The 19453-nt window shown below is 76.7% G+C and carries 10 protein-coding genes; 3 read left to right on the forward strand and 7 right to left on the reverse strand.

Annotated features, from left to right (window positions below):
* Positions 1-102: 102 nt before the first annotated feature.
* On the reverse strand, positions 103-1176 hold the full coding sequence (locus ACWD4P_RS05780; protein WP_359827585.1) for a GAF domain-containing protein: 1074 nt from the start codon (positions 1174-1176) through the stop codon (positions 103-105).
* 412 nt (positions 1177-1588) lie between these two features.
* On the opposite strand from ACWD4P_RS05780, the gene ACWD4P_RS05785 reads away from it, so the two are divergent.
* Complete coding sequence (locus tag ACWD4P_RS05785) at positions 1589-2866, forward strand: acyl-CoA dehydrogenase family protein (protein WP_449778674.1); 1278 nt, start codon at positions 1589-1591, stop codon at positions 2864-2866.
* 434 nt (positions 2867-3300) lie between these two features.
* Complete coding sequence (locus ACWD4P_RS05790; protein ID WP_449778675.1) at positions 3301-5016, forward strand: sensor histidine kinase; 1716 nt, start codon at positions 3301-3303, stop codon at positions 5014-5016.
* Between the two features lie 75 nt (positions 5017-5091).
* On the opposite strand, the gene ACWD4P_RS05795 is transcribed toward ACWD4P_RS05790, so the two are convergent.
* Positions 5092-5550 (reverse strand): MarR family winged helix-turn-helix transcriptional regulator, encoded by a 459-nt coding sequence (locus ACWD4P_RS05795; RefSeq protein ID WP_449778676.1) that lies wholly within the window; start codon positions 5548-5550, stop codon positions 5092-5094.
* A 124-nt stretch (positions 5551-5674) separates the two neighbouring features.
* Here ACWD4P_RS05795 and ACWD4P_RS05800 point away from each other — a divergent pair, with 124 nt between their 5' ends.
* A complete protein-coding gene (locus tag ACWD4P_RS05800) occupies positions 5675-6304 on the forward strand; it encodes a hypothetical protein (RefSeq protein ID WP_449778677.1) in 630 nt (209 codons plus the stop codon).
* A 73-nt stretch (positions 6305-6377) separates the two neighbouring features.
* Here the strand turns inward: ACWD4P_RS05800 and ACWD4P_RS05805 are convergent, their stop codons facing one another.
* The 5 genes from ACWD4P_RS05805 to ACWD4P_RS05825 are packed head-to-tail and all read right to left on the reverse strand — an operon-like array spanning position 6378 to position 19446.
* Complete coding sequence (locus tag ACWD4P_RS05805) at positions 6378-8387, reverse strand: hypothetical protein (RefSeq protein WP_449778678.1); 2010 nt, start codon at positions 8385-8387, stop codon at positions 6378-6380.
* Positions 8384-12364, reverse strand: coding sequence for a DUF5682 family protein (locus tag ACWD4P_RS05810; RefSeq protein ID WP_449778679.1), 3981 nt, complete (start codon positions 12362-12364; stop codon positions 8384-8386). Before ACWD4P_RS05810 ends, ACWD4P_RS05805 begins: the two co-directional genes overlap by 4 nt.
* A gap of 4 nt (positions 12365-12368) precedes the next feature.
* Positions 12369-13514, reverse strand: coding sequence for an ATP-binding protein (locus tag ACWD4P_RS05815; protein WP_359819151.1), 1146 nt, complete (start codon positions 13512-13514; stop codon positions 12369-12371).
* Complete coding sequence (locus ACWD4P_RS05820; protein ID WP_449778680.1) at positions 13511-18592, reverse strand: hypothetical protein; 5082 nt, start codon at positions 18590-18592, stop codon at positions 13511-13513. Before ACWD4P_RS05820 ends, ACWD4P_RS05815 begins: the two co-directional genes overlap by 4 nt.
* A complete protein-coding gene (locus ACWD4P_RS05825; RefSeq protein WP_449778681.1) occupies positions 18589-19446 on the reverse strand; it encodes a DUF4132 domain-containing protein in 858 nt (285 codons plus the stop codon). The genes ACWD4P_RS05820 and ACWD4P_RS05825 overlap by 4 nt, the downstream gene beginning before the upstream one ends.
* Between the last annotated feature and the right edge of the window lie 7 nt (positions 19447-19453).

The following is a 19453-nucleotide window of genomic DNA, read 5'->3' on the forward strand; positions in this document are numbered from 1 at the left end:
CCCGGCGAACTCCCGGCCCCGGGCGGCATCGTCGTGGCGGGGTCCTCTCCACGGGGTGAGAGGCGCCCCGCCACGGCGGTGGCGGTCCGCACCGGCCGGGGTTCAGCGGGGCAGGCCGGGACCGGCCTCACCGGTGACGGCCGGGCGGCCGGGCGACGGGGCGCCGCTCTGCTGGAGCCGGTCGACGAGCAGGGCGGCCAGCGTGCCGAGTTCCTCCTCGGTGCGGGACCGCGCGGTGATGTCCATGCCGACGGTGAGGACGCCGTTGATCCGGCCGGTGAGCGCGGCCCGCAGCGGGGTGCAGGTGAAGCTGAAGACCTGCCGGCCGCGCTGGGCGTCCGGGCGGGCGGCCTGCAGCCGGACCTCGTCGAGGACGGCGGTGCGGCCGGTGCGGTACGCCTCCACGACGGTCTGTTCCAGGCCCGCCGCGCCGAGCTGCGGGTACGCGGCGCCGATCGTCCCGCAAGCCGTCGGCGCGCCGAAGGTGTCGGTGTGCTGGGCGTTGGCGTAGCGGATCTCCTGGTCCGGGCCCTCGGTGAGCATGATGGGGAACGGCGAGCCGTCGAAGGCGGCGAACATCTCCTGGCGCTGGGCGAGCAGGCTGTCGCGCAGCCGGATCTCGGAGAGCAGCGCCTCGGCGAGGTGCTGGATGTCGCGCAGCCGTTCGCGCCCCCACTGCCGGGGCTCCCGGTCGAGGACGCAGACGGTACCGATGACGGTGTTGGTGTCGTCGACGAGCGGGGCGCCGAGGTAGGCGCGGACGCCGAGTTCGTCCACCACCGGGTTCCCGGCGAACCGGGGGTAGGCGAGGATGTCGTCGAGGGCGAGGGGGGAGCGCTGGGCGACCACGTGGGGACAGAATCCGTGGCTCAGCGGCATCTCCCGGGTGGGGAGGTCGAAGGCGATGCCGCGGTCCGCCCAGGACGATCCGTCCTCGGCCGTGGCGTCGGCCGAACTTGGCGGGATGTAGAGCCCCCGGAACATCTGGCGCTCGTCATTGATGAAGTTGACCATCGCGATGGGAGCGCGCGTGATACTGGCTGCCAGGTGGGCGAAGCGGTCGAAGGCCTCGTCCGCGGACGGGTCGTTGAGCCCAAGGCCGCGCAGCCTGCGGGTTCGCGCGGACTCCCCGGAGGCACCCGGGAACTGGCCTTGAGTGCTCATCACATCTGTCATGGCGCACATGTAACCAGACATCAGAACGCCCGGGCGGCCCCGATCGACCGTTCTTCAGCCTTGCCGATGGCCCGTCAAAACCGCATGTGAACGACTGGTCGACGGACCGTCACGGAAGCGAAGTTCAATGCCCGTCCGGGGCCGTGGCGAAACCCCTCCCGGCGGGGACGGGCCGAATCGCGCCAATCCAAGATCGACTCTGGGCTGCCCCGGTACCCCATACAACAATGAGCCCTGCCGAAGACACGGACGGTTCCCGCCACCGGGACACCGCCCGGGGACGCATGCGCCGATCGCACCGGGGCGACCGGCCGACACTCCCGCACACCCACCGCCCCCCGTGGGGATCGCCGGAGCGGCATCGACGGCACGGACGGAGGCACGGCACCACACGCATCGAGAGGACCGGAGCATGGCGATGGACTACTTCACCGACGACCGTCACGAGGGCCTTCGGGCCGAAGTCCGTGACTTCGCGGAGAAGGAGGTGCGTCCGCGGGTGGCCAGGATGGAGGCCGAGCGGAAGATCGAGTTCGAGCTGGCCCGGGAGATCGGCCGCCAGGGCTGGATCGGCGTGACGATCCCGCGGGAGTTCGGCGGCCTCGGCCTGGGGCACGTCGCCAAGACCGTGATCATCGAGGAGCTGGCCCGGGTGAGCGGGGCTGCGGGCTCGATCGCCCAGGCCTCCCAGCTGGGCGTGGCCAAGGTGCTCCACTACGGCTCCCAGGCGCAACGCCGCAAGTGGCTGCCGAAGTTCGCCTCCGGGGAGTGCCTGCCGACCATCGCCGTCACCGAGCCGGAGTCCGGCGGCCACGTGCTCGGGATGACCGGCACCGCGGTCCGCGACGGCGACGAGTACGTGCTCAACGGCCGCAAGTGGTTCGTCGGCAACTCCCACATCGGGGACGTGCACGGCGTGGTCCTGCGCACCGGCCAGGGCAGCCGGGGACTGTCCGCCTTCCTGGTCGAGAGCGACCGCCCCGGGTTCCGCACCGGCTCCCCCGGGTCCCAGAGCGGGCTGCACGGCTTCTCCTTCGGCGAGATCCTCCTGGAGGACTGCCGTGTCCCGGCCGGCAACCGGCTCGGCCGCGAGGGGCAGGGACTGGACGTCGCCTACTCCTCCTCCACCCTCTACGGCCGGATCAACCTCGCCGCCGTCGGGCTCGGCATCCACACCGCGATCGTCGAGGACACCGTCCGGTTCGCCGAGGGGCGCGTCCTGTACGGCCAGCCGATCAATCAACTACCGAACATCATGCTCAAGTTGGGCGAGATGCAGTCCCGGCTGATGACCGCCAGGCTGGCCGCCTACCACGCCTCCCACCTGCTCGACCTCGGCCGCGCCTGCGACGCCGAGCTGATGAACGCCAAGCTCATCAACACCGAGTACGCGCTGGACTCCGCCCGCAACGCCATGGAGATCCACGCCGCCCGCGGCCTCCAGCCCGAGTTCGGCATCGAGCGCTACCTGCGGGACGCCACCCACGTCTACCCGCCGGCCGGCACCTCGGACGTCCAGCGGCTGCGGCTCGGGCAGGTCGCCTCGGGCACGTACGGCAAGCAGTGGTCCGCGGAGCTGTCCGAGCTGACCAGCTGGGCCTGGAGCGAACTCGTCGCCCAGCGAGGGGCCCCGGTGGAGAAGCCGCCAGGCCGGGGCGGACGGGTGCTGCCGATGCCGCTCGCGGGCTGAGACCGGGCCGGGGCCCCGTCCGCGACCCGCCGCCGATTGACCTGTTCCTGCCGGATTCCCCGGAGGCCGCCCACGCCCTCCGGGGGCCGCGGGCCCGACCTGCCCGACCCGTCCGACGGCCGTGAGCTGCGGGATCGCCCCGACCGGCGCCCCGCCCCGCGCCCCGCTCCGACGCCACCACCCCTTCGTTCCCGGCCAGTTGATGTTGCGCCGACGACGCCCGGGGCTGATAGCGTCAGGCCGTCGGCGGCCGTGCCCCACCCGGCCGGGCCGGTGGCAGCGCGTCACCGGATCCGGCGGTCCCGGCCCCGACCCCGCAGGACTCCCTGAAGCCCGGCCGCACCGTCTTCGGGACCGCCCCGCAGCTCCGCTCGGACCGCCGGTCCGACCGGCGGGTCCCGGTCCCACGACCCGGCCCTGCAGCAAGGAACCAGATGCCAGGCATATCGGCCCACCGCACGGGCCACCGCGCCGGCCGGTCCGGCTCGCTCCGCAGCCCGCTCCTCGGCCTCGTGCTGCTCCCCAGCCTGGGCCTCGCCGCCGCCTGGGGGTACGCCGCCTACCTGCTGCGCGACTCCGGACAGCGCACCGAACTGCTGGCCGGCAGCGCGGCCGTCGCCGCGGTGGTGCTGATCAGCCTGTTCCGCGGCGTCCGGACCGCCTGGACGCTGTCCGCACGGCTCTCCGAACTGCGGGCCGACACCGTCGCGCTCGCCCGGCAGGAGATCCCCGACGTGGTCGAGCGGCTGCGCGCCGGGGAGCAGGTGCCCGCCCCGCCCGCCTGGGCGCCGCGTCGGCGGGCCGGCGACGACCTCCAGCAGGCCGCGGAGGGCCTCGCCGCCGTCCGCCAGGCCGCCGTCGCCGCCATCGTCCACCAGGCCCAGGGCCGCGAGGGGACGAAGAAGGTCTTCCTCAACATCGCCCGGCGCACCCAGATCCTGATCCACCGGCAGATCAGCATGCTGGACGCGCTGGAGCGCGAGCACGAGGACCCGGAGCTGCTGCGCGAACTGTTCGCCGTCGACCACCTGGCGACCCGGATGCGGCGCAACGCCGAGAACCTGGTCATCCTCGGCGGCGCCCTGCCCGCCCGGCGCTGGCGCAACGCCGTACCCGTGGTCAACGTGCTGCGCAGCGCCGTCTCGGAGACGGAGAACTACTCCCGGGTCGTCGTCCGGGGTGTGCCGCGCGTCTCCCTCCGAGGGGAGGCCGTCGCCGACGTCATCCATCTGGTCGCCGAGCTGATCGAGAACGGCACCACCTTCTCCCCGCCGTACACCCAGGTGCAGATCTCCGCGCAGGAGGTCACCGAGGGCCTGGCGGTCGAGGTCGAGGACCGCGGGCTCGGCATGACCGAGGACGAGTACCGGCGGCTCAACGCGTACCTGGCCGACCCGCCCGAGCTGGACGTCTCCGCGCTCGGCGACGACCTGCGGCTCGGCCTGTTCGTCGTCGCGCGCCTGGCCGCCCGGCACGACGTCCTGGTCTCCCTGCGGCCGTCCCCGTACGGCGGCACCCGGGCCCTGGTGACGGTGCCCTCGGCACTGCTGGAGCAGGCCGCGCCGCCGAGCGGGGAGGTGCCCGGGCTGCCCTCCGGGGCCCGGATCACCCGGGCTCCGGGGGGCGATGCGGGGGTTGGCGGCGGCTCCGGTGCCGGGACCGGTGGTGGCTCCGGGACCGGGGGCGGGGCCGGGGGCGGGGGCGGTCTGGTCGGGCTCGGGCAGGAGCCGGCGGGCGCGGTGGCCGGAGGGCTTCCCGGGCTGTCGGCCGGGAGCCCGGGGGCTCCGGGGCCGTTCGGCGCGCCGGGGGCTCCGGCCGTCCCCTACGGCGCGGACGGCCCGGCCGACGTGGACGACGTGGCCGACGTGGCCGGTGCGGGCGGCTTGGGCGGTACGGGCGGCTTGGGCGAGGCCGGGGCGGGCGCCACGGGGCTCGGCGGCGCCGGGGAGGCCCTCCGCGCCGAGGCACCTGCCAACGGGGGCCTGGCGGTCGGCGCCGAGATCCCCGGCTTGCCCGGCGCGGTGGTGGTGCCCCGGCCCGTGCTGCCGCGCATGTACGACCTGTCCGGCAGCCCCTCCGCGGACCACGGCACCACGGGGCTGCCCGCCGGCCGCACCGACGGTGTCACGGGCGACGGGAGGCAGCGGTGAGCGCCGTGCGGGGCTCGGGCCCGGCTGCCCTGACGGTCCCGGCGTGGGTATCAGGCGTGGATCCGGGCGCGGGTATCAGGCGTTGGCGTGGACCGGGTGGAGGTCGGCGAGCGATTCCACCAGCGGAGCCAGCTCGGGGACCTCGGTGGCCTCCGTGAGCGTCGCCTCCAGGGTGGCGTCGTGCACCGGGCGGGCGGCGGTCAGCAGCTCGCGGCCCTCGGGCGTCAGCTCGGTGTAGATGCCCCGCCGGTCCTCCGCGCAGAGGAAGCGGCTGAGCAGGCCCCGGTCCTCCAGGCGGCTCACCAGTCGGGTGGTCGCGCTGCTGCTCAGCGCCGCGGCTCGGGCCAGCTGCTGCATCCGCATGTGCCAGCCGTCCTGGCGGGAGAGCGCCTCCAGCACCGTGTACTCGACCACCGAGAGCTTGAACTCGGCCTGGAGCGACTTCTCCAGCGCGGTGTCGATCATTCCGTGCAGCGCGGCGAGCGTCCGCCAGCCACAGGCCCGGATCTCGGCCGCATCGTCGCGGATTCCCATGACTCGCCCACTCTTCCGTCGCGCCGCTCACGTCTCCCCTCCGACAAGTATGCCAGTCGGCGCGGAATATCAGTCTGTGCAAATAGTTCGCCGTCCGGTCCGGACGACTGCGAGGATCCTCGGCATGACCCCGCCCCTCGACGACCATGACGACTCCGACCCCTTCGCCGGGCTCGGCGATCCCGTCCTGACCACCGAGGACGAGCGGCGCCGCCTGTTCGCCGTGGCCGGAGCGCACGAGTACGACGAGGCCAGGACGGTCGGCGTCTTCCACGTCACCGACCGCGCCCGCCGTCGACGGCTCCTGACGTCCCAGTACCCCGTGCACGCCATGGCCTTCCACCCGGCCCTCCCCCTGCTCGCCGTGGGATCCGGCGAGTACGACGGCGGCTACCACTTCGAGGGCGAACTCCTGCTCCTGAACCTGGAGACCGGCACCGCTGTGTCGCTCATCGAGGGCCACTTCGGCCGCCAGGTCCTCGGCCTGGAGTGGCTGGACGACCAAGGCCTTCGCATCCTGATGGCGCCGCCCGACGACTGGAAGGACCGCGCGGCCCACGTGGAGGGACACGTCGCGGTGGTACGCCGCTCCGACTGGGCCGCGGTCGCGGCCAAGTCACTCACGGGGCCCGACCTCGCCGGACCTCGCATACCCGCGCCCCGCCCGGACCAGCGCGAAGCCGCCCGGAAGGCGGTCGCCCGCCTGAGGACGCCGAGCGCACGCCGGCACGGGACCGACGGAACGCACCGGTGAGGACCGGCCGACGTCCGGGCCACCGGGCGGGGCACTCGGTTCCACGGGCCACGGAAGGGCGCCGGAAGACTCCTCACCCCTCCCCGGACCAGGCCGCCGCGCACAGCGCCGTGGCCAGTTCCTCGGTGTAGGAGGCGGCGGCCAACCAGGCGGTGGCGAAGGCCTCGTGGTCGTCCGTGACGATCCGGCCGAAGACGTCGCGCCGGCGGTCGGCCGCGGCGGCCCGCAGGCCGTCGAGGAGCTCGGCGGCCGTGGCCAGCCCGGCGGCGCGCAGCAGAGCCCGGTCGACCGCCGCCGAGGCCTCGCTCGGGGCGAGGGCGTGCCGGCCGGTGGTGACCGTCTGCTCGACCCGGCGGCCGAGCACATGGACGGGCGGGCCGTACGGCGCCGGGGCCGCCGACTGCTCCGCCGACGGGGCCGTCACCGGGTCCGTCACCGCGTCCGTCCGGCCGGGCCCGGTGACGGAGGCCGCGGCGGGCACCGCGAGGTCGGCGGTCTGGAGGCGTTCCAGGCCGACGCTGACCCGGCCCGCCCGGTCCGTGGGCAGGGCGAGCGGATCGGGGGCGGCCGGAGGCGTACCGATCGCGAGCAGGAGCAGCTCCGGGCGGTCGGCGCGCTCCAGGCGGCCGATCACCCGCAGCCGCAGGCCGGGCGCGGTGGCGAGCAGCGCGAGGTTCGCCCGGAACGGCAGGTCGGGGTGCTCGTGCGCCGGGCGCAGGACGATCACCGGACCGCCCGGACCGTCAGGAGCGCCAGGAGCGCCCGGACCGCCAGGACCACCCGATCCGTGGTCCGGCCCCTCCGGGCCGCCCTGCGCCGCGGCCCGCGCCAGCAGCTGCGGCGTCCCGCCCGGGCCGGTGGGGGCCGTGCCCAACAGGGTGACGTCAAGGAACAGCAGGTCGCTCCCGGCCGGGCGGCTCTCGTACGGCAGTTCCCGCGCCGCGAGCGCCCGGGCGATCTGGGCGGTCAGCGGTTCGGACCAGAGCCGGGCGGCCGGCCCGTCCGTCCACGCCGTGCCCGCCGCACGGACGGCCCGCACCGAGGCGCCGGAGCCCAATCGGCCGCCGGTGGACCTGGTCGCGCCCTGGACGACCAGCCCGGCGCGGCTGAACTCGCGGTGGCTGAGCGCGGTGTCGCCCAGCCTGACCGTCCGGTTGCCCGCACCGACCGCCTGCGGGGCGGCGGCCGCCGCGTCGTCGTGCGGCATCACCTCGGCGATCGTGCTGAGGCGCCCGTCGGCGTCCACCGCCCAGCTGACCGCGCCCGCGTGGGTGGCCGTCAGCACCGGCTCGGCGAACAGGCCGTAGAGCCGCAGGCCGCCCTCCTCACGGTAGGCCTGGCGCGCCGTGCCGCGCAGTTCGGCGACCGGGGCCGCGCCGGCCGTCAGCTCGGTGGTGAGGCCCAGCAGTTCGCGCAGGCCCGCCACCAGGTCCACCAGCCGGTGGTCGGGCGCACCGGAGCGTGCCGCCCGGAGCTTGGTCGCGACGGTGACGGCCGCCGCGGCCGGGCGGTACAGGCCCGCGAGCCTCGCCCGGTGGGCCGCACGCAGCAGTTCCGCCTGGGAGACCGCCCCCGCCCCGCCGACCCCGGCGGCCAGGACCGCGGACGCGGCCCGGTGGAGGTGGTGGACGGCGGCGAGTTCGGCCCCGGTGAGCGGGTCGGCGGCCGACCCGGCGGTCGGCTCCTCGGGAGCTGCCGGAGCCCCGTCGCGGCCCTCGCCGGCCGCGGCAGCGCCGCCGTCCCCGGACGCCGGCGCCGCCTCCGCGTCGTCGGCCTCGGCCTCGGCGAGCGGGCAGAGGGAGACGGCGGCGGCCCGGTGCACGCAGGCCGGGGCGAGCAGGCAGCCGCAGCGCACGTCGGCCGCCGTGGCCACCGCCCCGCCCGGGGCGCGCAGCACGAGCACCGTCTCCTCGTCCACCTCCACCCGCCACTCGTCGCCCTCCCGGGCCACCGGCCGCTCCGCCAGCTTCGCCGCCGCGGCATCCAGCCGCTTCTGCAGCCGGGCGCTCAGCCCGGCCACCACCTCGGCGACCACCTCGGGCCGCACGCCCGGCCAGTCGCTCGTCCGCGCCGTCACGCTCATCGCACCTTCTCCCCCACCCAGCGGGCCAGTTCCAGCGGGCTCAACGCCGCCACGGGCATTCCGGCCGCGACCAGTTGGCCCGCGACCGCCTTCGAATAGCGGGCCGTCCCGGTGTCGTCCAGCGCCGCGCAGCCGAGCAGGTGCACGCCGGAGTCCACCAGAGCCCGGGTCTGGGCCAGCAGCCCGCCGACCGGCCCGCCCTCCTCGAAGTCGCTGACCACCGCGATCAGCGTGCGGGACGGCACCGTCACCAGCTCCCGGGCGTAGCGCAACCCGGTAGCGATGCTGGTGCCGCCGCCGACGCTCACCTCCAGCAGCAGGCTCAGCGGATCGTCCACCCGCTCCGTGAGGTCCAGGACCTCGGTGGAGAAGGCCACGAAGTGGGTGCTCAGCGAGGGCACCCCGGCCAGGATCGAGGCCGTCAGCGCGGCCCACACGGTGGAGGCCTCCATCGACCCGGAGACGTCCACCACCAGGATCAGCCGCCAGTCGTTGGCCTGCCGCGCCCTGGTCCGGAAGACCGGGCGCTCGGGCACGATCAGGGTGCCGCCGTCCGGTCCGGGGCGGGCGGTGGCGAGGTTGGCCCGGATCGTCCGGTCCAGGTCCAGCCCGCCGCCCGGGCGCCGGGACGGGCGCGGCACGGCGATCCCGGTCAGCGCCGGGCGCAGCCGGGTGGCCAGCTCCCGGCTCAGCTCGTCCACCAGGCGCCGCACCAGCGGGCGCAGCCGGGCCACCCTGGCCTCGGGCAGACCGCCCGCGTGGTCCAGCACGGTGCGCAGCAGCTCGACGGACGGGCGGACGGCCGCCGGGTCGACCGCCTCCAGGACGTCGGTGCGGCCGTGCGCGACGGCGGCGGCCAGCACCTCCTCGCGCACGCCGGGGCCGAACAGCGACTCCAGTTCGTCGGCCCACTCCCGCACGCCGGGGTACGGGGCCTCGCGGCCGCCCCTGCCGCCCCGACTCTCCAGGCCCGGGCCGGAGCCCTCGCCGTGGCCGCTGCCGTACAACTCGTCCAGGGCGGTGGCGAGTCGGGCACCGCGGGCGGTCAGGCCACCGTTGCCGGGGCGGCCGAGGAGCAGCCGCCAGCGTTCGGCGGGGGCGAGGGCGTGGGGCGTGGCGGCCGTGGCGGCCGTGGCGGCCGTGGCGGCTGTGGTGGCCGTGCCGGCCGTGGGCGGCTGCTCCTCGGCCGCGGCCGCCGGGGCGCCGGGGCCGGGATCCGGTGGCGTCGCGGGCAGGAGGCCGCGGCGGGCGAGAGCCGCGCGCGCCGCGAGGTCCGCCCGGATCCAGCCGGCGAGCACGGCGGGGCCGGCTTCCTCGGGCAGGGCGGCGAGCCGGGTGCCCAGGTGCTCCTCGACCAGGGCCAGCAGCCGGTCGCGGGCGGCGGGGCTGAGGGTGTCGAAGCCGCCGCGCAGCGCGGGCAGCCGGTCCAGGAAGGCGTCGTCGGGCAGCGAGGTGACCCGCTCCAGCAGCGGTTCCAGCGCCTGCGGCGCGGAGTCGAACAGCCCTTCCGCGGCCGTCAGCAGACCGACCAGCGCCCGCCCGAGTGCCTGTCGCGCCCCCGGAGCGGTGGCGCCGTCCACCCACGAGGCGGCCCGGCCGCCCAGCGCGTCGGCCGGCTCCTGCCCCAGCAGGACCCGCACCGCACCGGCCGCGCCCCGCACCATCGGGCTGCCCCGCTCGGCGAGTTCGGCCAGCACGTGGGCCAGTCGCACCCCGCCGAGCCGGTCGGCCCGTCGCACCAGCTCCACCAGGGCCCGCGCGTCCTGCGGATCGTCCGACCCGCCCAGGCCCTCCAGCTGCCGCACGGCGGCCACGGTGAGCACCTCCCCGGCCGCGGCGAGCACGGGCGGGCCCTCCGGCGCGCGGAGCGGACCGGGACCGGGGCCCGACGGAGCGTCGTCCGCGACGGGGTCGGCCGGGTCGGTGCCGCGCGGGGCGCGGGCGGGGTCGGCCGTGGAACCGGCCGCGCCCGGCGTACCGGCCGCGCCCGCCTCCGCGCGCTCCGCCCGGCCGAGCTCGCCGGGAGCGGGCGGGGGCGCGGGCGCGGCAACGCCCCCGCCCCGTGCGGCCGAGGCGGCGTCACCGGAGCCGGGGGCGGCGGATCCGGCCTTCCCGCCCGTGCCCTCCACGGCACCGTCACCAGCCGGGGTGCGGCCGGCGACGTGGTCGGCCGGGTGGTCGGCGCACGGGCCGTCAAGGGCCTGCGGGGCGAGGACCGGCGCGCGGGACGCACCGGCGGCCACCGCCTCCTCCGGGGCGTAGCCCGGGAAGTGGCCGGCGGCCAGCCGGTCGACGAGCGCCAGGGCGTCGAGGAGGTCGGGGAGGGTCGCGGAGGCGGGGAGGACCGTGGTGAGTTGGGCGAGGCGGGCCTCGGCGAGGGCGGGGAGGGCGGTGGAGGCCGCGGCGGTGAGGCCGTCGATGATCTCGCGCGGGGTCGGCTGGTCGGTGAGGCGGGCGCGCAGGGCGCCTTCGGCGGCCTGCGCGGGGGTGACGCCCCGGGTGCCGGCGACGGTGAGCATGGCGGCGGTGGCGGGCGTCCAGTGCAGGCGCCAGCGGGTGCCGAGGGTTTCGGTGCCGCCGGCGCCGGTGGTGGCGACGGGCTCGGCGTAGGGCACCTCGCAGGCGGTGAGGCGGTGCAGCAGGATCTCCCGGCGGCGGTCGAGGTCGCTGCGCAGCGGGTCGAGGCGCAGGTCGCGCGGGCCGGGGTCGGCGGGGTTCGGGAGGCCCAGGGCGTCGAGGAGCGTCTCGACGGCGGGGGCGAGTCCGCTGCGCGGGGCGGCGGGGGTGGGACGGCCGGTGCGGGTGCCGACCAGGACCTGTTCCAGGGCGCGGGCGACGGCCCGGCCGCGCCCGAGGGGTTCGCCCTGGGCGAGGGCGGTCTGCACCGCTTCGACGAGTTCGCCGCGGCCGGGGGCGGCGTGGCCGCGCAGCCGGGCGAGGTCGCCGGCCAGGCGGACGATCTCGCGGGCGTCGGCCGGGCCGCTGGGGTGGTCCTGGGTGCGCAGGGCGGCGCAGATCCGGACGGCGGTGGCGGTGAGCGCCTCGGCGAGGCGTTCCGGGTCTCCGCCGGCGTCCAGGACGGTGTGCTGCCACTCCGGGTCGCGGATGCCCGCCGGGTAGCCGGAGCGGGCGTCGAGCAGCGGATAGGTGTAGGGGATCAGGGACAGCACGTGTCCGGGGTCGTCGGGGTGCGGGGGCTCCTCGGTGGCGAGGGGGCCGTCCAGCAGGGCGGGGGCGTGGAAGGCGCCGATCACGGCGGCGACCCGGCGCCCGCCGGCCGAGGCGTCCCGGATGCGGGCCCGCATCCAGGCCTCGCGGCGCAGGTCGTACGGGTCGACGCCGGCGCCCGTCTCGGCGTCGCGGCGCAGCGCCCAGCCGACCAGCAGGGCGGCGCGCCGGACGGCCTCCGGGGCGGAGCCCGGTGCGGCCGTCTCGACCAGGCGGTCCCACAGGTCCTCGTCGGAGTCCCGGCCGGTGAGGCGGTGGCGCAGCGCGTCGGCGACACCGGGAGCGGCCGGGGCGCCCTCGGTGCGCCTGCGCTCCCCCGGCCCGCCGGTCTCCGCCCGGGCGGCCCGGTGGGCGAGCGGGAGGTCGCAGGCGACGGCCTCCACCCCGTTGCGCCGGGCCCAGCGCAGGGCGGCGAGTTCCGGGGAGAAGTCGGCGAACGGGTAGAAGGCGGGCCCGGCCGCCTCCTCGGGCCCGGCCGGGGCCGCCGCGAGGGCGACCGGGGCCCGGGTCTCCTCGTCGGCGAGCCAGCCGAGCCAGGGCTGGAACTCGGCGGGCAGCTCGACCAGGACGGCGTCCGGCCGGGCGGCGTCGAGCAGCGCGGGGATCACCGCGCTGAGGGACGGCGCGTGGTGGCGCACCCCGATGAGGTGCGGCCCGGGGTGGCCGGTGCCGGAGGCGGCCAGCCGGTCGGCCTCGGCCCGGACCGTCCGGTCCGCGTCGTCCGGGCGGGGGATCTCCGCGCTGCTCATCGGATCAGGCCTCCAGTGCCGGGCGGAGGTCCCACAGGGTGCGCCAGGTGGCGGCGCCCTGTTCGGCGCGGCGGCGGACCGGGCCGTCCCAGTAGCCGAGCAGCCGGGCCGCGTCGGACGGCTCGTCCTTGCGGACCACGCCGAGGAGCTGGCCGGGCAGCCGGCCGAGCAGGTCCCCGCCGTCGGGCAGGTAGGCGGCGCTGACGCCGAGCGAGGTGGCGACGGACACCGCCTCGGCGGTGCTCATCACGGTGGACGGGCGTTCGACGTCCCAGCCCTCGGTGGAGCGGCCGGTGCGGAGGTCCCGGAAGGCGGTGACCAGGGCCTCCAGGACGGCGTCGTCCACCGCGTAGGCGGCGCCGGCCCGCGCCACGGCGGCGGTGGACTGGCGGCGGACCAGCTCGACCTCGGCGGCGAGGCTGCCGATCGGGCCGACCGTCTCGAAGTTGAACCGCCGCTTGAGTGCCGCGGACATCTCGCTGACGCCCTTGTCCCGCAGGTTGGCGGTGGCGATCAGGGTGAAGCCGGCCGCGGCGTGCAGCTGCCCGTCCGGGGTGCCGGCCAGTTCGGGGACGGCGATGCGCCGTTCGGAGAGCAGCGAGACCAGGGCGTCCTGCACCTCGGGCAGGCAGCGGGTGACCTCCTCGACCCGGGCGACCGCGCCGGTGGTCATCGCGGTGAGCACCGGCGAGGGGACGAGTGCCTCGCGGCTGGGCCCCTTGGCGAGCAGCAGGGCGTAGTTCCAGCCGTACTTGAGCTGGTCCTCGGTGGTGCCGGCGGTGCCCTGGACGGTGAGCGCGCTGCTGCCGCAGACGGCGGCGGCGAGCAGCTCGGAGAGCATGGACTTGGCGGTGCCGGGCTCGCCGACGAGCAGCAGGCCGCGCTCGCCGGCGAGGGTGACGACGCAGCGCTCGACCAGGGCGCGCTCGCCGACGAACTTGGGCTCGATGACGAGGCTCCTGCGGCCGGCCTTGAGCTTCTCGCCGCCGCTGCCCATCACGAAGGTGACCGCGGCGCGCGGGGTCAGCCGCCAGCCGGGCGGGCGGGGGCCGCTGTCGTGGGCGGCCAGGAACTCCAGTTCGGCGGCGTACTTCTCCTCGGGCGGGACGGTCTGCCGGTCCGCGGCGGGGGTGGGGGTGGTCGTGCTCATCGACGGGCCTTCCTGCGCTTGCTGGTCTGGAGCTCTTCGTAGCCGGGGGCGTCGCCGTCGACCGTCCGCTGCCAGGCCCGGGCGAACAGCTCGGGGACGGGCAGGTCGACCAGCGCGGGCCGGTGGGTGGGCAGGTCGTACAGGGCGGCCTTCCAGGTCTCGGCCGGCAGGGCGGGGGACTTGGCCTCCTGCCAGCCTCCGGGCAGGAAGAGGCTGCGGCCGGCCCGGGCGCGCTTGGCCTCCAGCACCAGGTCGGTGGCGGCGAGTTCGGCGCGGGCCTTCTTCAGCCGGGCGGGCTTCCAGCCCGTCCAGCGGGCGGCGTTGCGGTCCGTCGGGTCGGGCAGGGCGAGCAGTTGGAGGTAGAGCGTGGCCGCGTCCTCGCCCAGGCCGTGGGTGCGGGACACCTCGGCGACCAGCTCGGGGACGGAGAGCTGCGGGTTCTGCAGCCAGGCCGGGCCCTCGCCGGCGGCCGGTACCGCGGCGGCGGAGGCGGCCAGCCGCTCGGGTTCGCCGCGCAGCACGGTGGCGATCGCCGCCCGCTCGGTGTGGTACCAGTGGCCGTCGCAGAGCCCGTCGATCAGTTCGAGCAGCGGGTCGTCGGGGCCGGTGAGGGCGGCCGGGCGCAGCCAGATCCGCTCGTACTTCTCGTGGTACGGCACCAGGACGAGTGCGGGGCCGCAGCGGACCAGGCCGTCCGGGTCGGCTCCGCCCTCGGCGGGCAGGCCGAAGTGGGTGCGCAGCACGGCAGCCAGCGGCGCGTTCTTGACGGTGCTGGTCACGTGGAGGTCGAGCAGCAGCTCCGGGTCGGCCAGGCGGTCGCGCAGCGCGGTGGCGGCGGTGGGCAGCAGTGCGCGCAGCGGGCTGTCGGCGGGCAGGTGGTAGGCGAGCCAGCGCAGGGCGCCGACGGTGGCGGCGAGCGCGCCGGAGTCCGGCACGGCGGTGCCGTCCTCGGCGACCAGCCGCGGGCCGTTCCCGTCCTTGTCGGTGGCCCGGAAGCGGGTGCGGCCGGTGAGCCACGGGGTGTGGGCGGGGTTGAGCACCGCCTCGACGGTGTCGATGGACACGCCCTGGACGGTGGCCAGTGCCTCCTCGGGGAGGGTGACGAGCCGTCCGAAGCGCCGGATCCACTCCTCGGCCCCGGCGGCGAGGTCGGGGCCGTCCGTCCACAGGGTCTTCGGGTCGGCGGGGAGCATGGCGCCCCACACGGCGGCGAGACCGGTGTGGTCGTGGCGGCGCAGCCAGGCCCGGGCCGCCTTGAACTCGGCGGCCTTGAGCCCGAACTCGGCCGGCGCGGCGACGTCGCTCCAGTGGAGCAGGCCGGACGGCGGGCAGAGCAGCAGGGTGGAGCGGGCGGTGCCGATGCCGGTGAGCGCGCTGAAGGCCTCGGCCTGGTCCGGGGACCACGGCGTGGTGCCGCGCAGCGCGGCGACCCGCCAGAACTTGGCGACCCAGGCGGCGTCGATCCGCTCCTCGGTGCCGCGCTCCTTGACGGTGGTGAAGTGCGCGACGGGCCCGAACTCCCCGCTCGGGTCGTGGTCGACGGCGAGCCAGTGCACCACGCCGTCGGTGTACTGCCGCTGGTGGGCGAGGATGACGACGGTTCGGTCGCCGTGCCGCAGCACCTCGCCCCCGCGGCGGGGGACCGGCCGCCCGGAGCCCGCGTTGGCGGCCAACGGGACCTGTTCTGCGAGGACGACCTCGCGCAGGGTGGCGCCGCGGTCGGCCAGCGGGCCCTTGGACAGTTCGCCGAGCAGCAGGACCAGCGAGGACCGGTGGGCGGGCTCGGTGTACGGCGCGGCCACCGCGTAGGCGAGGGCGTGCAGGCGGCCGAGCAGGCCGAGCCAGCCGTGGTGGACCTCGCCGGTGCGCAGGGTGACGGTGGTGGGGGTGGTCCAGCCCTCGCCCTCCGCGGCCGGCGGGTCGGCCAGGACGGCGCTGACGGTGCGCAGGTTGTTGAGCACCGCCCACTGCTCGGACGAGCCCCAGTTGTTGCCGAAGCCGTCGCTCTCGGGCAGCACGGCGCGCACGGCGTCGCGCAGTTCGTGGTCCCGCCCGTGGTCGGGCTGCCACGTGGTGCTCTTCGCCTCGCTCGGGCGCTCGGCCTCCGGCTGCGGGAGGAAGCGGGCGACCTGGTCGAGCAGGTCCGCGGCGGTGCGGGCGAGCCCGGCGACGCCGGCCAGCAGCCGGGGGTGCGCGATGCCGGGCAGGATCCCGCCGACCGCCGGGACGGGCAGGACGCGGTGCGCCGAGCCGTGCCGGGCGAGCGGGCGGCGCACGCCCTGGACGGTGAGCCAGCACTGCTCGCCCTCGGGGACGGGCTCGGTGTCGACCGGCCAGGCGGCGTCGATCAGCCGGGCGGCCTGCTCGGCGGTGACGGTGCGCAGCACCTTCGAGCCGGCCTCGTCGCGCGGGCGAAGGGCGTGCCAGTGCGGGTACGGCGGGACGAGCGGGGTTCCGGCGGCGGCGAGTTCGCCGGACCGGCAGGGGCGCAGCACGACGGTGCGGTCGGTGCGGCCGGTGAGCTCGGGCAGGTTGAGCGAGAAGTGGTCGCCGGAGGTGTGGCTGACGACCGGGGCGCCCGCGCCGGGCAGGGCGAGCCGGCCCACCGGGACGGTGTCCGCGCGGTGCCCGGTCAGCGGCAGCACGATGCGCTGCCCGTCGGCCGTGAAGGTGGTGACGGCCTTTCCGGGCTCGATCCTCGTCCAGCTGCCGAGCACGGTGCCGTCGGTGCCGAGCGGGGTCCCTTCCAGGCCGGGCTGGAGCGGCAGCAGCCAGGTGCTGCTCCGCAGCAGCCGGCCGGATCCGGCGGTGGCGGCGATCACCGGCGGTTCGGAGGTGCGGCCCAGGGTGCCGGTGGCCGGGTCGAGTTCGCGCAGGACGGCCTCGCCGTCGGAGGCGTGGCGCAGCGTCCAGTAGCCGGTGCCGTCGCCGAGGACGGGGTGTTCGGCGGGCATCCGGGTGTCGCCGGCGTGCAGCGGGCGCTCGCCGGTGGTGCGGCCACCGCCGGGCAGTTGGAGGGACGGCGGCTCGGGCTCGCGGTCGCCGTAGTGGTAGCCGGCGATGGTCTCGCCCTCCAGCTCGAACTGCTCGTCCGGGCGGCTCGACCAGTAGGCGAGCTGCTTGCCCTCGTGGGACCAGACGACCAGCAGTTCGCCGTCGACCAGGCGCAGCCGGAGCCGGTTGCGCTGGTGCAGTTGCTCGGGCAGCCGGAGGGTGCGCTCCAGCACGATGCCCTCGGGGCCGACCACGACGGCCCGGTCGAGGCGGGAGAGGATCAGGTGCGGCCAGGCGTCCTCGACGATCAGGCCCTTCAGGCCCGCGCCGCCCAGGCTGGGGACGGGGTGCCGGGGGGCGTCGGCGGCGGGCGGGTCGGCGAGCCGGCCGAGCGCCTCCTCCAGGGCGGGCCAGCCGAGCTCGTCCAGGATGCCGGCCCGGAGGGCGTCGGTGAGCAGCGTGGTGACGTCGAGGGCGGCGATCCGCTCGGCGGAGGCCGGGGCGACCGCCCGGACGGCCTCGCGGTACTGGCTGATCGAGCGGACCAGGTCGGCGGCGCCGGCCAGGCCGCGCGCGGCGGACAGCTCCCGCGTGCGCTCCTCGGCCCATTCGGCGAACAGTTCGTTCAGCACCGGCAGGGCGGGCACCTGCCGTTTGACGGCCGTCTCCCAGGCGGGCGGGGCGGCGCGGCGCAGCAGGGGCCGGTAGCGCTCGTCGGCGGCGACGGCGGCCAGGGTGGGGCCGTCGGGGCCGCACTGGCCGGCCCAGTCGCGCAGGTCGAAGGTGAGGCTCTCCGGCGGGTCGGCCACCGGCACGCCCGCGGTCAGCAGCAGGTCCAGCAGGTCGATCCGGGTGTAGCTGCCGCGGATGCCGGTGTGGAGGTCGACGGGGACGGCGTCGGCCTTCAGCCGCTCGACCATCCGGCCGGCCAGCGCGAGGGTGGCCGGGCAGCCGGGCCGGCTGCGCCAGCCGCGGCCGAGGTGGTTGCACCAGCGCTGGAGCCAGGCGGCGGCGGGCTCGGCGCCCTCGGCGCGGGGGCCGGTGAGGAGTTCCTCGGCGCCGGTCTCGGCGAGCACCGCGAGCCAGGCGGTGTCGTGCGGGGCCGGCTCCCGGGAGGCCGGGTCGGGCAGCAGCTCCAGCAGGCGGGTGCGGACGGCGGCGTCGTCGCGGCCGAGTTCGACCAGCGTGCCGTGCCAGGACTTCCAGAACGCCGCCGGTGCGCGGTTGACCGCCGGGGAGTCCAGCAGTTCGGCGAGCAGCGCCCGTTCGTGCTCGGCGCGGTCCAGCCCGGCGGCCTTGACCAGCGCGCGGGCGTCCTCGGCGACACCGGCGTACGGGGCCATCCCGGCGGCGGAGCGCTCGGTGCACAGCTGGCGGAAGCGCTGCCAGGCCGTCAGCGGGTCGAGCCGCTGGGCGAGCTCCTTGACGTACTGGCGCAGGGACTTGACGGTGAGCGCGCCGGCCAGGGCGAACTCCAGGAAGACGGCGCGCAGCCGTTCCTCGTCCACCGTCAGGCCGTGGGTGCGCTCGGCCTCGCGGGCCTTGCCGAACCAGGCGGCGGCGTAGGTCTGGTTCTCGTGGCGCAGGAAGATCCGGCCGACCTCCTCGCAGAAGGTGGGCAGGAAGTGCGGGACGGCCCGGCCCAGGCGGACGGCCAGTTCGTCGAAGCCGTCCTTGGCGGCGCCGGGCTTGGAGGCGGCCTGGCGGTTGAGCCGCTCCATCTCCTTGACCAGGGCGAGCGCGTGGTGGCCGTTGGCCGGGTCATGCACCAGCGCCCAGGCGGGGAAGCCGAGCGCCTCCTGGCGGACCTGGCCGACCTCGGCGGGCGAGGCCTCGGGGGCCAGGCCGAGGAAGTCGAGGGCGAGGTCCTCGGCCGGGCCGAGCGCGCCGGGCACGAGCCGGACGATCCGGCGGCCGTCGAGCGCGGGGTGGGAGTAGCCGCGGGCGGTGAGCACGTCGGCGGCGCTGTCGGGGCGGCCGGCGTCGGGCAGGGTGCCGGACGGGAGCACGGCTCCGGCGTCGAGCAGTTGCTCGGGAGTCGCGGCGGTTCGGCCCGCGATGGTCGGGTTCACGGTGCTGGTCATGCGGTCTCGTCCCCCTGGATCGTGCGGCCGGCGTGCAGGGCGGCGGCCATCCGCATGCCCTCGGACCAGGCGACCGGTCCGACCTCGGTGAGCGGCAGGACGCGGCCGTCGGGGCCGGCCCAGCTGAGCGCGCCGGTCTCGCACTCGTCGTACTCGTAGTAGTCGCCGACCCAGACCCGGGCCTCGACGGTGCGGCCGCCCTCGGTGACGGGCTGGACGGCGGAGCCGCCGCGGACCCGGACGCCGAGCCTGGCGCAGCGCCCGAGCAGCTCGCGCAGCTCCCGGTAGCGGCCGCCGGCGTAGGTGGTGACCTCGGTGCCGGCCTGCGGCTCGGCGGGCCGGTGCCAGACCTCGCGGTAGAGCTGCTGGACGCGCTGGGAGACGCCCAGCTCGACGGCGAACTCGCGCAGCTCTTCGAGGTCGTGGAGCAGGACGGGGTGCGGTATCAGCACCTCGCCGTCGGTGAGGCGCACGGTGTCGCCGTCCAGATCGACGAGGCCGAGGCCGCGCTCGGCGTCGGCGCCGCGCAGGAAGCCGGCGACGGAGCCGTCCGTGGCGGTGACCACGAGGTCCTTCAGGACGCGCTGCCAGGCCTCGTCCGGCCACACGGCGGTGAGCACGGCGGCGGGCACCGGCAGCGAGCGGACCATCCAGCGCTCGACGTCCTCCAGGCAGCCGCGCTCGTGCGCGGCCAGCCACTCGGCGAGCTGCTTGAGCTGGGTGACCACCGGGTCGTCACCGAGCTTCGACGGCAGGGACTTGAGGTCGCGGCCCGCCGCGTTGCGGCACACCACCCTGCCCTCCCCGTCGAGCGTGACGCGGTATCCTCCCGCGCCCGTCTCCACCCATGCCACGGCCGTA

Source organism: Kitasatospora sp. NPDC002543 (genome assembly GCF_053594915.1).